The 15,792-nt window shown below is 69.1% G+C and carries 7 protein-coding genes; 5 read left to right on the forward strand and 2 right to left on the reverse strand.

What is annotated here, in order from left to right:
- Nucleotides 1-145: 145 nt before the first annotated feature.
- The 5 genes from ACIP5Y_RS27175 to ACIP5Y_RS27195 all read left to right on the forward strand — a co-directional run bounded on the left by ACIP5Y_RS27175 (nt 146) and on the right by ACIP5Y_RS27195 (nt 13,318).
- Nucleotides 146-1,756 (forward strand): TIGR02677 family protein, encoded by a 1,611-nt coding sequence (locus ACIP5Y_RS27175; protein WP_400355825.1) that lies wholly within the window; start codon nt 146-148, stop codon nt 1,754-1,756.
- Complete coding sequence (locus tag ACIP5Y_RS27180) at nt 1,756-3,171, forward strand: TIGR02678 family protein (RefSeq protein ID WP_400354148.1); 1,416 nt, start codon at nt 1,756-1,758, stop codon at nt 3,169-3,171. The genes ACIP5Y_RS27175 and ACIP5Y_RS27180 overlap by 1 nt, the downstream gene beginning before the upstream one ends.
- On the forward strand, nt 3,168-7,700 hold the full coding sequence (locus ACIP5Y_RS27185; RefSeq protein ID WP_400354150.1) for an SbcC/MukB-like Walker B domain-containing protein: 4,533 nt from the start codon (nt 3,168-3,170) through the stop codon (nt 7,698-7,700). The genes ACIP5Y_RS27180 and ACIP5Y_RS27185 overlap by 4 nt, the downstream gene beginning before the upstream one ends.
- A 145-nt stretch (nt 7,701-7,845) precedes the next feature.
- On the forward strand, nt 7,846-11,886 hold the full coding sequence (locus ACIP5Y_RS27190; RefSeq protein ID WP_400354152.1) for a hypothetical protein: 4,041 nt from the start codon (nt 7,846-7,848) through the stop codon (nt 11,884-11,886).
- A 238-nt stretch (nt 11,887-12,124) separates the two neighbouring features.
- Nucleotides 12,125-13,318 carry a hypothetical protein gene (locus ACIP5Y_RS27195; RefSeq protein ID WP_400354154.1) on the forward strand — a complete coding sequence of 398 codons (1,194 nt, stop codon included), beginning with the start codon at nt 12,125-12,127 and terminating at the stop codon, nt 13,316-13,318.
- Between the two features lie 493 nt (nt 13,319-13,811).
- On the opposite strand, the gene ACIP5Y_RS27200 is transcribed toward ACIP5Y_RS27195, so the two are convergent.
- Both ACIP5Y_RS27200 and ACIP5Y_RS27205 read right to left on the reverse strand, forming a co-directional pair.
- Nucleotides 13,812-14,081, reverse strand: a complete 270-nt coding sequence (locus ACIP5Y_RS27200) for a hypothetical protein (RefSeq protein ID WP_400354156.1) — start codon at nt 14,079-14,081, stop codon at nt 13,812-13,814.
- 259 nt (nt 14,082-14,340) lie between these two features.
- A complete protein-coding gene (locus ACIP5Y_RS27205; RefSeq protein WP_400354158.1) occupies nt 14,341-15,738 on the reverse strand; it encodes a metallophosphoesterase in 1,398 nt (465 codons plus the stop codon).
- Nucleotides 15,739-15,792 lie beyond the last annotated feature (54 nt).

Here is a 15,792-nt window from a genome sequence, read left to right on the forward strand (position 1 = left end):
CGGAGGTGCGGGCGCGCCGACACTCAGCGCAATGGCGAACCGGTCGGTGGGCCGTATTAACCTCACTCCGATGACCGAGTCCGCTGACGGATTGCTGACCGACCCGACGGGGGGCGGTGCCGAGGAGTTTCCACACGCCGAGCGGCTGCGGCTGTTCTCCTTCGCGACGGCCGAGAAGCGGGCGGACTACCTGTGGGTGTTGCGGGCCTTCGATACGGCCCGGGCCGCGTATGTGGTGTTGCTGCACGCCTCCGATGTGGCGGAGACGCTCGTGCGTTGCCCGGGTGCGCCCGCATTGACGCCGACCGAGGTCGGGCCGCTGCTCGAGCAGTTGCATCAGTGGGGCGTGCTGGAACGCAGCTATGACGGCACGCGGGCGGCGACGCTGGCCGAGTATCGGAACCGGCATTTCGTGTATCAGTTCTCCCAGGCCGGGTATCAGGCGTATCGCGCGGTGTCGGATGTGCTGGCCGCGCGGCTCGACGAGGCGGCGCTGTCGCGGCTGGTGCTGCCGGAGTTGCTGGCCGATCTGCACACGCTCGCCGAGGCGAATCGCGGCGGGGACGCGCCGCGGGTGTATCGGCTGTTGAACCGGCTGGACCGGGCGCTGTCGGATCTGGCCGAGCGGGCCGCGCATTTCTATCTGACGCTGGGCGATCTGGTGCGCACCACCGAGGCGACGCCCGAGGCGTTCCTCGCGCACAAGGACGCGCTGCTGGCCCATATGCGCGAATTCTCCATGGACCTGGCACGATTCGCGCCGCGGCTGGCCACCGCCATCCTCGAGGTGGAGGAGACCGGGGTGGACGACCTCATCGAGCGGGCCGCCCGCGTCGATGAGCGCGTATTGCTGAATGCGTCCGACCGGGAGGCGGATTGGCGTGCCCGCTGGCAGGGTATGCGCGACTGGTTCGTGGCCGACGGGGAGAGCGGGCTCACCGAATGCGAGCGCATGCGCGAGGCCACCATGAGCGCCATCGCGGCCGTGCTCTCACTGCTGCGCCGGGTCACCGAGACCCGTAAGGGCGGTGTATCCCGTGAATCGGCGCTGCGCCATCTGGCGGGCTGGTTCACCGCCACACCCACCGCCGATGCCGCCCACGCCCTCTATGACGCGGTCTTCGGTCTCGGCCGCCCCCGCCACCTGGCCATGCAGCATCCCGATGCCGACATCATCCCGGCCATCCGATCCTGGTGGGACGCACCGCCGCTGGAGATCGCCCGCACCCTGGCCGAGACCGGCCGCCCCCCGACGCCCGGCGCTCCCGCCCGCCTGCAACGCAATGACGCCGGCATCCGCCGCCTGCGTCAGGCCCAGCTCGATGCCCAGCGCGCCCGCGCGGAGGCGGCCCGATCCCTGGCCGCGGCCGATGTGCACGATCGCGAACTCGACGAGGGCGAAACCGAGGTCCTGCTCCGCCTGCTCGACGCCGCCTCCACGGCTTGGGTCCCGGTGAGCGGCCGCGTCTCCAGCACCGGCTCCGACAGCGGCGTCACCCTCACCGTCTCCGAATACGAGGGCTCCACCGTCGTCCGCACCGCCCGCGGCCTGCTGCACCTCAACGGCCGCCAACTCCAGGTCCGCGAGACCTCGACGCTCCGCAAGACGAAAACTCCTGCAGCACAGCAGAAACGCGCGACCACGAAGCGGCCGGCCGCCGAGGCGGGCGTGCACGAGCCGCCCATCGGTGGCCAGGACACCGGTGCGGCCGAGCAGACCGTCGCGGACGCTGCTGCCGGAAAGGAGGTGGGCTGATGCATGCGCGGTCCATCGACTCGCTGGCGCTGGACAGTTATCAGCGGGCGGCTCGGGTGATGCTGGCCAATCATCTGGTTACCCGGACCTATCCGGATCGGATTGCGCTGCCGTTGATCCGGCGGTGGGCCACCGAGTTGCGGGAGGATCTGGCCGAGCTGTTCGGGTATCGGCTGGAGGTCACCGAGACGACCGCGCGGCTGTTCCCGGTACTGGATCGGCTGGACGCGGGGCGGCCGGCGCGCACCACCGGGGAGCGGCTGTTCGATCGGCGGCGGTATGCGTACCTGGCGTTGTCGCTGGCGGCGCTGGGGCGCGCCGGGGATCAGATCACGTTGTCCGAGTTGGCCAATCAGGTGGCCGCCTATACCGAGCGGGTGGACGGGCTGGAGCTGGCCCCGGATCGCGCCGCGGATCGGGATGCGTTCGTGGATGCCGTCGGCTGGCTGGCCGCGCGCGGCGCGGTGACGCTCGCGGATGGCGATGCGGGCGGCTGGGCGACCGATCCCGAAGCGGGCGAGGCGCTCTACGACATCGACCGGGCGGTGGTGTTCGCCCTGTTCCGGCCGCCGCGCGCGTTGCAGCATCTGCAGAGCGTCACCGGGCTGCTCGGCGAGGAGGCGGGCGGTTCCGAAATGCGTTCCGCCACCGCGGCTTCGGCGGCGCGCAAGGTGCGCCGGGCGCTGGTGGAGCAGCCGGTGGTCTATGCCGATGAGCTGGACCTGACCGAGCGGGCGCTGCTGGGGCAGGAGAAGCTGGTCACCGAGGTCGAGCAGGTGACCGGCCTGCGCGCCGAACGCCGCGCCGAGGGTGTGGCGCTCATCGACAGTTCCGGCCGGCTCTCCGATGTGCGGTTCCCGGGTACGGGCACGCTCGCGCAGGTGGCGTTGCTGCTGGCGGGCGAGATCGCGGATCTGGTGCTGGATCTCGACAATCCGGTCGAACGCCGGCTGCGGCCGGAGCGGCCGTTCACCGATCTGGCGGAGCAGCTGGATTCCGCGATTCCCACGACCACCGTGTTCGCGCCGCTGGCGGATGCGGTGGATATCTTCGGGTTCGACGAGGAGTCGAATGAGCCGGAGGAACCGGAGATTCCGGACTATCCCTTCGTGGAGTCCTCGTGGATCCGCGACACCGTGCAGATGCTGTCGGCCCGCTACGGTAATACCTTCGCCGCGCAGTGGCAGGCGGATGTGCCGGGTCTGATGGCGGAGGTCGTCTCGCTGCTGGAGCGGTTGCGCCTGGTCGAGCTGGTGGACGGCGGATTGCTGATCCTGCCCGTGCTGGCGCGCTATCGCGGCGCGATCGTCACCATCCGCACCCGTGCGGAGACCGAATTGTTCATTTCCGCAACGCAAGTGGGCGAGCAGGAGTCTGCCGCGAGCTCCACAGAGAAGGGATCCGGGAACCGATGACCGACCTCATTCACGGTGGCATCCGCTTCGTCCCCACCCGCGCGGGCATCGTCAACCTGTGGGACTACCGGGACCAGGAGTTCTGCTTCGCCGACGGCCGTCTGGTGTTGCGCGGGCCGAACGGTTCGGGCAAGACCAAGGGCCTGGAGGTCCTCTACCCCTTCGTGCTGGACGGTCGCATCGAGCCGCGGCGGCTCAACCCGTTCGCGGGTGAAGAGCGCACCATGAAGTCGAACCTGCTGTACCGCAAGCAGGAATCGGCGTACTCGTACGTGTGGATGGAGTTCGCGCGCGGCGAATGGGACGAGCCGGAGGTCGTCACCATCGGTATCGGCATGCGCGCCACCCGCTCCTCGGACAAGGTGACGCGCTGGTACTTCGTCGCGGACGGCCGTGTCGGCGTGGACTTCTCGCTGCTCGGCCCCGACGATCGCCCGCTGACCCGCAAGCAGCTGGCCGAGCAGATCGGCTCCGACGCCATCGTGGACCGGCCGGTCGAATACCGGGCCGCCATCGACGCCCGCATGTTCGGTCTCGGGCAGCAGCGCTACGACCAGCTGATCAATCTGATTCTGACGCTGCGCCGTCCGCAGCTGGCCAAGAACCTGGACCCGCGCGGCCTGTCACAGGCGCTCACCGATGGTCTGCGCCCGCTCGACGAGCAGCTCATCCTGGACGCGGCACGCTCCTTCAGCGATATGGAGGAGGTCGGCCGCACCCTGGAGGGCCTGATCCAGGCCGACACCGCCACCCGCACCTTCGTCGACGTCTACCGCAAATACCTTGCGGTGCAGGCGAAGACGGATATCGACCAGGTCCGCACGCGGCTCGACGCCGTCACCCACGCGAGCACCGCCCTGCACGCCGCCGCCGCCCTGCGCAAGCGCCGCGATACCGACCGCGCCGCCGCCGAGACCCGCGCCGAAGACGCCGACCGCGCCTACGAACAGGCCCTGTCCGATCGCGAAACCCTGCAGCGCTCCAGCGCTTACGAGGGCAAACAGCAGCTCGACGATCTCGCCGACGCCGTCAAACGCCTGGAGACCTCGGCCGCCGTCCACACCGACAAGTCGCTGAAGGCCCGCCAGACCGTCGATCAGCGCAACGAGGAATCCGAGCGCGCCCGTTCCGCCGTCCAGCACGCCGCCTCTGCCCTGTCCCGCGGGGAGGACGAACTCCGTTCCGCCGCGGAGGAAGCCGGCATCCCCTGGACCGACCTGCCCGAACAGGCCCGCGCCGATCACCTCACCACCACCGTCCGCTCGCACGCCGAGGAACGCGACGCCGACGTCCGCGCCGTCCGCCGCGCCCTCACCCTGGTGGACGCCGCCGTCACCGAACGCACCCGCGCCGAACGAGCCGCCCAGCGCGCCACCGAACTCCGCGACTCCGCCGCCGCCGAACTCGCCGAAACCGAAGCGGCAGTGGCCCTCGCCCGCTCCAATACGGCCGCCTCCCTGCGCGAATGGTGGGATGCCCACCGCGAGGTCTACTCCCCCATCCGTGACGGCCTCTTCGAAGCCGTCAACGACGCGCTCGCCACCGCGGGCACGGAACACTCCGCACAGGCCGCCACCCCGGTCGGCGGCAAACGCGGCGGCCGGAAGGCCGGAAAGTCCCGCGCCACAACCGAAGCTGCGATCGCCGGCGCCCAACGCACTGCGGTCGCCGGGGCGGACGCTGCGACGGCCGAAGCTCGCGACACCGCGAACACCGATGACGAAAGCGCAGCGGCGGACAATGGCGCGGCGACCGCACTGGCCGACCGGATCGCAACTTCGGCCGGGGCTACCACAGCCGCGCGAGCAATCGCCATCGCGGACGCGGACACCGCCGCGCCCTCGACGCCCGCCGAGGTGCTGGCGGAGCGGACCGAACCGCTGACCGAAGAGGTCCGCGGCCGCCGCCAAGAGGCCCGGGCGCGAGCCGCGCAGGCCAAGGCTCGCGCCGCCGAGCTGCGGACCGAACGGGAGCAGGTCGCGGCCGAACGGGACGATGCGCCACCGGTTTTCGCCGCCCGGACCGATGTACGCGGTGACGTACCGGGCGCGCCGCTCTGGCGGTTGGTCCGGTTCGCCGACAAGGTCACGCCGGAAGCCGCCGCCGGTATGGAAGCGGCGCTGCAGGCCTCGAACCTGCTGGACGCCTGGGTATGCGCCGACTCCGAGTTGCCGCCGCATGCGTCGGAGCAATTCCTGGTTCCGCTGCCGCCGGCAGAGCGACCGTCGGGACGCACACTCGCCGATGTTCTTGTCGTAGAGGATGACTCGGACAAGCTCACCGTGCCGCGACAGACCGTGGCCGATGTGCTGGCATCGATCGCATTGCATGAAACCGGCGCGCCCTCGAAGAAGGATGGTTCGGCGAGGGTGTCCGGCGCAGCGGCGCAGCCTGTCGATGGCTCGCTCGCCATTGCGACCGACGGCCGGTTCCGTCAGGGCGTACAGGTCGGCCGACATTTCAAGGCCGATGCCGAGTTCATCGGTGCTACGGCGCGGGCGCGACGTCGTGAACTGCGGTTGGCTGAGCTGGCCGCCACCATCGAGGCCGCCGAAACCGAGGTCGCGACAGCACAAGCCGAAGAGCAGGCTGCCACAGACGAATTGGCGCGGATTTCGGCTGCGGCCAAGTCGCTTCCGCGTACCACCGCGGTGACCGCCGCCTTGCGTGCAGTATCCGAGGCGGCCGGCATGTTGCGGTCACGATCCGAGGCCGCGGGGCAGGCCGAACGGGACCTGGATCAGGCCGTGGCCGAGTATTCGGCGGCGGACAAGAAGGTTCGCGCCATTGCCGCGGACCACAAGGCGCCGCGGGATCCGGCCGAGCTGGATGCGCTCGCGGCGTCGGTGCGGCACTTCGAGAATGCGGGCACCGCACTGCTGCGGTTGCGTGGCGACCATCAGCGTGAGCATGAGCGGGCGCGCGAGGCCTCGGACCGGCTCGATGAATCGAAGGATCTCGCCGAGGCGTTCGCCGAGGAGGCGGAGGCCGCGCGCGGCGGGTACGAGGAGCAGCTGCGCAAGCTGGAGACGCTGCGAGAAGCCTTGGGCGCCGGGGCCGCCGATATCGATCGGGAGCTGGAACTGGCGCGCGAACGCATCGACGCGGCGCGCGCCGAGCAGAAGGCGGCTCGCAAGGCGGCGCACGAAGCCATCGAGGGCGTCGGTACCGCGGAGGGCGCGCATCGCGCCGCGCACGACACCCTCGGTACCGCGCTGACCGAATTGCTCGCCGATGTCCGGCATCTGGCCCCGTATGCCCGTCCGGACCTGCTGAGCCTGCTGGGCGCGCCTCCCGAGAGTCGCTGGCCGAGCAGCGATGCGGCCTGGTCGACCCCCGAACAGCTGCTGTACCGGATCGAGAACGGCGATCCCGAGCAGGAGCCGAAGGTGCTGCCGGACGAGGTGGCCGAACTGTTCGAGAATCTGGCCACCGCAACATCTTCGGTCCGAGCCGGTGAGGCGGCCCGCAAGTCGACCCGCAGCAATGTGACCACCGCCCTGCAGGAGTTCGATGCGGCCCTGGCGGCGGCCCGGCAGGATTACCGCCTGCACTGGGATGCCGCCGACGGTCTCACCGTGGTGCAGGTGCACGACGATCACGGCCTGTCCGCGCTGGCCGATTTCGCGGGCCGCATCGGGTCCGCGCGCCGCGATCAGGAGCTGCTGCTCACCGATGCCGAGCGCCGCATCCTCGAGGACGCACTACTGACCGGTCTGGCCCAGCAGATTCACGAACGCACCAGCGACGCCCGCGATCTCATCTCCCGCATGGGCATGGAGATGAAGCAGCGCCGCATGTCCTCGGGCAATACCATCGGCGTGCACTGGGTGCTGGCCGACAATCTGTCCGAGCCGGCCCGCGCGGTATGCAAGCTGCTGGATCGTGATTCCTCGGAGCTGACTCCCGAGGATTTGTCGACTATCCGTGCGTATTTCGCCGCCGAGATCCGCACGGCCCGGGCCGCGCATCCGGAGCGTTCCTTCCCGGAGATCCTGGCCGCCACCCTGGATTACCGCACTTGGCGGGTGTTCTCCTTCACAATCATCACCGCCGACGGCACCGAGGACCGCCTCACCGTGGCTCGCCACAGCGCGCTGTCAGGTGGCGAACAGTCGGTCTCCCTGCATCTTCCGCTGTTCGCCGCCGCCCATGTCATGCTCGATTCCGCCGACCCGCAGGCCCCGCGCCTGCTGGCCCTGGACGAGGCGTTCGCCGGTGTCGACGACAACGGCCGCAGCGAACTCCTCGGCCTGAGCGTCCAATTCGATCTGGACCTGTTCATGACCGGCTACGACCTCTGGATCACCTACCCGCACGTCCCCGCCTGCGCCCACTACGACCTGGCCCATTCGGCGGCCGAGAACACCGTCAGCGCAACCCTGCTGGTCTGGGATTCCGCCGACCTGCTCGCCGAACACGACGGCACCGACCTCACCGCCGCCCTCGGCTCCCCCAACCGCCGCCGCCTCCCGCACGGCCTGGAGGGCGCGATACCCATGGACGAGGAACTCGAACTGACCTCCTGACCCGCACAACCATCCGGTCCGGAAAACTGCTGATCGCCTCGACCAGCGGCTTTCCCGATCGCAGGACATTCTCGCCACTGCCGTGCAAGATCGGTGGTTAGCGTCGGCACCGTTCGTATCGCGGTGAGATGCACGAGGGGATGTCATGGGGGCGAGTGAGTCACGCTGGCAGGAGACGCCACGCGTCGCCTTCGCACGACGGTTCGCGGAACTGTATGAGGCGGCGGGCAATCCGAAGCTGAAACGGGTCGAGTCGGCGGCCAAGGCCCGGATGGCGGCGGCGCAGCCGCGCGGCCCCGTCGCCTCGGCGCAGCGGATCAGCGATTGGCGGACCGGGCGCAATGTGCCGGCGAAGTTCGACTTCTTCCTGCCGGTGCTGCTCACCCTCATCGACGAGGCGCGCAAGGCCACCGACCCGGTGCCGCAACTGCTGTTGTCGGTGCGCGAATGGGAGCAGTTGTGGCGCACCGCGGATGGCTGGAATCCGGATGCGGCGGATGCGCCCAGCCCGTACCTGGGTCTGGAACCCTTCGGCCGCGCGGATACCGAGGTGTTCTTCGGCCGCACCCGGCCGACCGAGGAAGTGACCGAACTGATTCGGCGCGTCACCGCCGCGGACGGCAGCGGCGGGATCGTCATGCTTGTCGGGGCGTCCGGGGCGGGCAAGTCGTCCTTGCTGGCCGCAGGAGTGATCCCGGCCCTGACCGCCGGCGACGCTGGCATGCGTACGGGCACGAGCACGGGGGCTGACGCTGACTCAGGCGCAGACACAGACGCGGGTGCTGGTGCTGATTCAGCTGCTGGTGCTGGTGCTGGTGCAGTCGAGGAGAGCGTCGCAGGTCAGAGCTGGGCTGTCGCGACGCTCACTCCCGGCGCTGATCCGCTGGCCGCCTTGACTTCCGCGCTCGGCGGCACAGACCCGCAGCACTGGGCGACGGATCGGCCACGCCTGGTCGTGGTCGACCAACTGGAGGAACTCTTCACCCTCGGCGCCGACGACCAGCAGTGCGACGAATTCCTGTCCGCACTACAGGAATTGGCCCTACCCCGCCCCGCCGACCGGTCGGTCGTGATCCTGGCGATCCGCGCCGACTTCTACGGCCGCTGCCTCGACCACCCCATCCTCGAAGAGTCGCTGAAGCACCGCAGCTACCTGCTGGGCCCGATGCGCCTGAACGAACTGGCCGCCGCCATCACCCGCCCCGCCGAACTGGCCGGCTACCGCCTCGAACCCGGCCTCGAAGAACTCGTCATCACCGAATTGTGCGGCGCGAGCGGCCGAGCCGACCGCCGTGGCTACGACCCGGGCGCACTCCCCCTGCTCTCCCACGTGATGCGAGCGACCTGGCAACGCCGCGACGGCGGCCGCCTCACCATCGACGGATACCGCGCCGCCGGTGGCGTTCTCGGTTCGGTCGCCGCCACAGCCGAGCACGCCTGGGAAGGTCTCTCCGAATTCCAGCAGTCCGCCGGCAAGCAATTACTCCTGGAACTGATTGCCATCGGCCAGGACTCGAAGGACACCCGACGCCGAGTCCCCCGCGCCGACCTCCTCGGCCTCGCCGTCCAAACCGCCGAAGCGGCCCTCGAGGCCCTCACCCGAGCCCGCCTCATCACCGTCGACGCCGACTTCGCCTACCTCACACACGAAATCGTCCTCGACGCCTGGCCCCGCCTGCGCGGCTGGATAGACCAGGACCGCCTCGGCTACCTCGAACGCCAACGCCTGCAAACGGATGCGGCGGACTGGCTGGCCGCCGCCCGCGACCCCTCCCGCCTCTACCGCGGCGCCCGTCTCGACGCCCTCGCCGACCTCGGCGACGACGACCCGATCGGCTCGGTCGCCCGAGACTTCCTGGCCGCCTCCCGAACTGCCCACACCCGCGCCCGCCGCCGCTCCCACACCATCAAGGCGATCTTCGGCCTCCTCGGCGTGATTGTCACGGTGCTGGCGGCGGTGGCCTTCATCCAACGCGATTCCATGTCGTCCCAGCGCAGGGACGCGATCGTCGCCGCCGTACTGGCCAATGCGGACCGGCTACAGGACACCGACCCGTCGATCAGCGCGCAACTCGATCTGGTGGCGAACAACCTGCGGCCCAACGACCCCGCGATCCGCGCGCGCATGCTCAGCACCCAATTGCTGCCGCTGGGAACGCCGCTCCCCGGAGCTTCGGCCCAGGACGACTATGTGGTGCCGGCGGCATTCCGCCCCGACGGGCGCTTCATGGCCACGACCGACGGCAAACGCATCAGCCTGTGGGACGTCGGGGACCCCCATCACCCGAGAGCAGCGGGTGCCATCGATCTACACCGGCCCATCCTCATCTCCGAGCTGGCGTTCAGTGGTGACGGAAACGTGCTGATCTCGGCGGACCCGAGCGCCGGAGCAACCCTGTGGGACGTCCATGATCCGCAACGTCCGGTGGCGGTCGGTTCGCCTATACCGGCGAGACCGGTGGACATCACCGCATACGGGTTCGCGGTGAGCGGATCGACGCTGGCGGTGACGACGGCCGCGAACACGGTGCAGCTCTGGGACATCCGACATCCGGCCGCCCCGGTGCTGCTCCACACGTTGTCCGGCATTCATCGGGGAAATGTCTCCGCGATCGCGTTCGCTGCGGACGGCACTCGATTGGCCACCGCGAGCACCGATGACCTCGTCGTACGGCTCTGGGATACAACGAATCCGACAGCGCCGGTCGCGCTCGGGACCTCCACGCTGACCGGAATGAAGCAGCCGAACGCGATCGCCTTCAGTCCGGACGGGCATCTGGTGGCCGTGGCGGGCGACGGCCCGAGCGTACCGCTGTGGAATATCGAGGACCCACGAAACCCGCGCTCCGTCGGTACGATTCAATCCGGGCACACCGGCCAGATCATTTCGCTGCAGTTCGCGCCCGACAATCGGACAATGTTAACCGCCGCGGTGGACGGCGTCGCGAAACTGTGGAAGCTCGACGACCTCACCCAGCCACGCCCTTGGGGCACACCCCTGCAGACGGCCGAGCACAATACGTTCGCGGCAACCTTCGGCCCCGACGGCCGCACCGTCGTCACCAATGGCACCGACGGCACTGTCCGGCTGTGGTCGCCGGCGGACGAACTGCTCGCCGGTCTTTCGGAAGGGCTGCTGGGGATGGCATTCAGCCCCGACGGCAACCTCCTCGCGGTGTCCTGGGACGACGGCGAGATCCAGCTCTGGGATACGCACGACCCACGACACCCGCGTCGACTCGCCCGGCGCGAGCACGGCGACTGGGCCGGCAGCCTCACCATCAGCCCGGACGGACGGACGCTCGTCGGTTCCGAAGGGGAATTCACGTCGCTCTACGACATCGCCGATCCGACGGTGATCCGGCCGCTCGCCAGGTGGCAGTCGCTGCCCAATCCGGCGGGCAATCCGATCAACAGTGTCCAGTACGCCTTCTCCCCCGACTCGAAAACCCTTGTCACGATGGGTGACAACTTCACCGGCCCGGATGCCACCGAGCACGGATACCTGCAGGTCTGGGATGTCTTCCAGCGCGACAAGCCCACTGCGCTGCAGTCTCCCACCGAGCTGGGCGATGTCGTGCGGGGCGCCGATCGTGCCGGCACGATCTGGGCGACGACGCTGGGCGCTCACACCATTCAGCTGTGGCGGCTCGCGAACGGTGGCGCGCCCGGCAAGATCGGGTCCCCCATCATCGAACCGGACGCGGACGGTCTGGTCCCGGCGCTGAGTCCGGACGGAAAGTTCCTGGCCGCCATCGTGAACGGAACGATCAAAGTCTGGGATATCAGTGATCCTGTCAACCCTCGAACGATCGTATCCACCGCGCACGACCCGGAGCTGAAGAGTTTCGAGATCATGTTCAGCCCGGACGGAAACACCCTCGCCACCGTCGGAAACCCGGACGGGGCACGCCAAGCGACGCTCGTGCTCTGGGATTTCGCCGACCACCGGCGCCTCGTCCCGGCGCCGCAGACCCTCATGCCCGCAACGAACTACGGCAATGTGGTCTTCAGTCCCGCGCCCGGAACTCTCGCCGGGCAATGGTCCGGCGGCATCCAGTTGCTCGATCTCGATCCGCGACACGCCGAAGACCGCATCTGTTCGGTTACGAGGGATGTTCTCACTCCGGACAATTGGAGCAAGTATGTCCCGCAACTGCCCTTCCGCCGCCCGTGCGGGGCCTGAAGTGATCGCTTCCGAGCAACCGGCAACCCCACTGGACGCAGGGTCCGAACGACCCCCCGTCCTGCCCCGATCATCGATAGCTCTCAGCGTGTCGCATAGCGGCGCGCCGTAACGATTGGACCTTCGGCAAATCAACAGTTTCGCCGATGGGCATTTATCGACTAGAAATGTTAGCCGTGCCGATCCTCCGTACCGGAAACACCTGTCAGCCATCGCAACTCCCTGGACGGGGGTCCAAATGACGATCGAACATCCCCATGAGGACGACGTCTCGCAGCTGGCCCGGCGGGTCGAGAAGGCCCGTGGTCGGCTTGCCTACCAATACGATCCAGCGCTCACCGATGCGCTGTCGGAAAACGAACTCGTCGCCGAGCGGGACCTAGCCGAGCGCATTCGCGAGCAGGAGCGTGCGCAACGCTGGAAACATGCCGAGGCGGCCGCGGGCGCGGCCGACCGTGCCCGGCAGACCACCGAAGAGATTGAGAAGGCCGACATTCGAGACCTTTTGATGGCTCGTAAGGCCATCGCCGCCCAGCGGCGCGAATCGAGCCCGCACGCAAAACTGGCCTCCCTGTACAAGCACCGGGCGTGGTCGCAGCGCGCGCTCGCCGGTGTGGTGGCCGCCGGAATGCTCTGGTCCGCGGTCAATGTGCAGCACAACATCGCACCGGGTGGTGCGAGCGATCCGCTGTACTGGTTCAGCTATCTGCTCGAAGGCATGATCAGCGTCTGCCTCGTGATCATCATGATCGGCACCAACAAGGTCGCCGAGTGGGGTGTGATCGACAGCCGCCGGCAGGTCATCGTCGCCGAATTCGCGCTGCTGGCACTGACTGTCACGCTGAACACCTACCCGTATCTGAAGACGGGCAGCTGGTACGACGTGGCGGTGCACGCCATCGCACCGGTCATGATCGGTGTGGCGCTGCTGATCCACAATTCGGCCGCCGCCCGCTACGGTCTCGCCATCGTGCGCGCCACCGACCAGATCCGGGATCTACCCGATCCCGGTGAACAGATCCGGCGCGCCATGCCCACCGTCGTCGCCTGGCCGCAGCAGCGCCAGTCCAGCCAGAGCATGCCGCCCGCCACTCCGGCCCTGACGGCCGCGCCCGAGGCCGAAACCGTCGAAGCCGCAACGGTCGTGGAGAGCACCCCTACCAAGGCCGAGCCCGTCGCTGAGGCGCCGAAGCCGGCCGAGAAGGAACGCCGCACCTCCGCCACCGCCAAACCGCGCAAGGAAGCCGAAGAGGAGGAGCGTTCGCCGCTGGCGGACGTCGCCGACCCGGTGCCCCCGCTGAATGTCTACGACACCGGCCAGTTCCGCATTGCCGAGACCCTCGAGCAGGAACTCGCCGAACTCCAGGCGGCCCGCCGCCGCGCCCGCGCCGCCTCGCGCTCGCGCAACGGCGCTTCGGCCAACGCCGAGTAAGCGCACCCCGGCACCGTCGAGATTGCCCGCAGGACAACGGTCCTGCGGGCAATCCGCTGTTCCCGGCAATCGGAATGCTTGCGGCGCAGCCCGGGACCCTCGGTCCGAGCGAATCATCAAGCCCCAGAGGCTTGTCCTGACGCCGTACCGGGCCGAAAGCGGCCCGGAGTACTCCCGCGGCCGTCTCATGCCCTAGGGACCGCGTAGGGCGGTCGCAATGGCCATGACCACCCACGGCCATGCACACGAGTCGCACCACAGGACCCGCGAGGCGCACCGCGATGACCACGAGGGGCACCCTCCTACCCGCGAGGGGCACCGCCGTCGATGCCGGCACGCGGAAAAATCTCGGGCGCAACCTGGTCGGCTCGGCCGACAGCCGGCTGGCGGAGCAGCTCCAGGATCGGCAACGCCCCCGGCCTATGTACAGACCGGGGGCGTTGGACAAGAGATCGGGCCCCGATGCAGGGCTGATGCTGCGCCGCAGCGGGTTTCAGTGCCCCCGCGCCACCTGGTCGGCGGGGATGACGACGGCGGGCCGAGGCTGCGTGGGGGTGCCGCCGTGCTGGGCGTAACCGAGCCAGCCGGTGCCGACGAAGATGGCGAGCAGAACGGCGGTGGGGAGTTCGAAGGCGAGCCAGCCGGGGGTGAAGACGACTTCGCGGACCTGGCGACCGGGGCGGCGGGGAGTCGATTGGACGGGCGGGCGTTGGTTTCGCAGCGTGCCGTGGGTCGAACCGCCGTGCCTGCCTTGCCTGGCCACCCAAATGCCTCCGTAGCTAAAAATGTGCTGCACCCCCAGCATGCCGAAACGCGGGCGCGTGCACAGCGGCGAATGACCGGACAACAGGATGTCCGGTCGACTCTCGTATTGCTCGCAAAAGTATGCACAAGATCAGGCGGGATTCGGGGAACATTCACCGGACATACCGGTACGACACGACATTCCGCGGCGGGTCGGGCGCGGCACGCGGGATGATCATGATCCGCGGGGTTGCCCGGTAGTTGTCACCCCCGCGCTGTCAGCGCTCCGCGCGCGCCGGCGTGAGACCCGAGAAATCGCGCCGGACAACGTGATTGCGGTCCCGGCAGCTGCCCAGCGCGTGATCGGGATGCAGACCCAGATACTGACTGCGGGTGCGGGTGCTCCAGCAGCGGGCGGCCTCCGCGCGCGTCTTGTGGAAGTTCACCATGTAGCCGCCCTCGTAGATCCGCAGCAGCGCATACCCGCCCGGATACTCCTTCATCGCCGCCACCTCGAGGAATTCCACACCCATCCCGGAATCCGCGCGGTTCAACCGATTCCGGTGCGTGTGGCCGCTGTGGTGCAGGAAGACGCCGGGCGCCCGGTGGTAGAGCGCGTGCAGGGCGCCGGCGGTGAACCGGTCCAGCACGAAGCCCGGACCGCCCGGATTGCTCACGGCCGCATGCCGGGTCACGGGGTGGTGGCCGAAAACCAGTGTGGGCCGGTCCGGATCGGCGTAGAGCAGATCGCGCAGCTGCTCGAGCTGCTCACGAGTCAGGGTGCCGCCGGCGCCCTTCGGCCGGGTGGTGTCCAGCCCGACGATCCGCAGTCCGCCCGCGAAGTACTCGACGAGCCGGCCGCGCGGATGGAAGACCGCACCCCAATGGTCTTCACCCGATCTGGCAGGCATGTCGTGATTTCCGCGGCATACGAAGTAGTCCCGGCCGAGTTCACCCCAGCTGTCCAGCGCGGCACGCACCGCGCGCGACTCCTCGGCGGTTCCCGAACTCGTCAGATCTCCCGCCGCGACGAGATGATCCGCACCCCGATCGGGACCACGCAGCTCGTCCAGCGCCGAGCGCAGCATGACTTCGGGATAGTGCTCGGTATCGAGTTTCAGCCCATCGCCGAACCCGCCCCATACGATGCCGCTGCCGAGCTCGCCGTAGTGCAGATCATTGGCCAGCGCGATGGTGCGGAGCAGCCGGCCGGGCGGCGGTGTCAGGGTGGTGAAAATGCCGGTGGATTCCGGGGTTCCGGCCCGCCGCGTCACCAGGGTGCGGGCGGGCACGGCGCGGCGGCCGTCCGAGTACGCCTCGAACCGATAAGCGCGTCCCGGTTCCAGGCCGGTGAGTTCGGCATAGTGGAAGGCCGTGCGCCGGCCCTCGTAGTAGGCGGTGCGCGTCGGCCCGCCGTCCGCGGGCGCGATCCGCACCTCGGTGTCCGCGACCACCGGCCACAGCCGGCCGGCGCGACCGCGGGTGCGGGAGGTCCAGGTCAGGATGGCCGAGGTATCGGTGACGGTCACCACCTCGAGATCCGAGGCCACCACCGGATTCCGCTCGGCCCGTGCGGATTCCATGGCGAAGACCGGTCGCGGCGCGCGTACCGCGACGGCCGCCGCCCCGGTCGCCGCATTGGCCAGCCAGATGGTTCGAAGTCGCGGGTCCAACATGGGATCTCCGTCCGCCGAGCCAGGCGCCGTCCCGGCGACCTGCCGCCCATTGCT

The organism is Nocardia sp. NPDC088792 (assembly GCF_044750615.1).
GTDB lineage: Bacteria > Actinomycetota > Actinomycetes > Mycobacteriales > Mycobacteriaceae > Nocardia.

What these genes read in the sequence shown, in the direction of transcription:
- ACIP5Y_RS27180 (WP_400354148.1), top strand. Translation starts at nt 1,756, where the DNA reads ATGCATGCGCGGTCCATCGACTCGCTGGCGCTGGACAGTTATCAGCGG.
- ACIP5Y_RS27185 (WP_400354150.1), top strand. Translation starts at nt 3,168, where the DNA reads ATGACCGACCTCATTCACGGTGGCATCCGCTTCGTCCCCACCCGCGCG.
- ACIP5Y_RS27190 (WP_400354152.1), top strand. Translation starts at nt 7,846, where the DNA reads ATGGGGGCGAGTGAGTCACGCTGGCAGGAGACGCCACGCGTCGCCTTC.
- ACIP5Y_RS27195 (WP_400354154.1), top strand. Translation starts at nt 12,125, where the DNA reads ATGACGATCGAACATCCCCATGAGGACGACGTCTCGCAGCTGGCCCGG.
- ACIP5Y_RS27205 (WP_400354158.1), bottom strand. Translation starts at nt 15,738, where the DNA reads ATGTTGGACCCGCGACTTCGAACCATCTGGCTGGCCAATGCGGCGACC.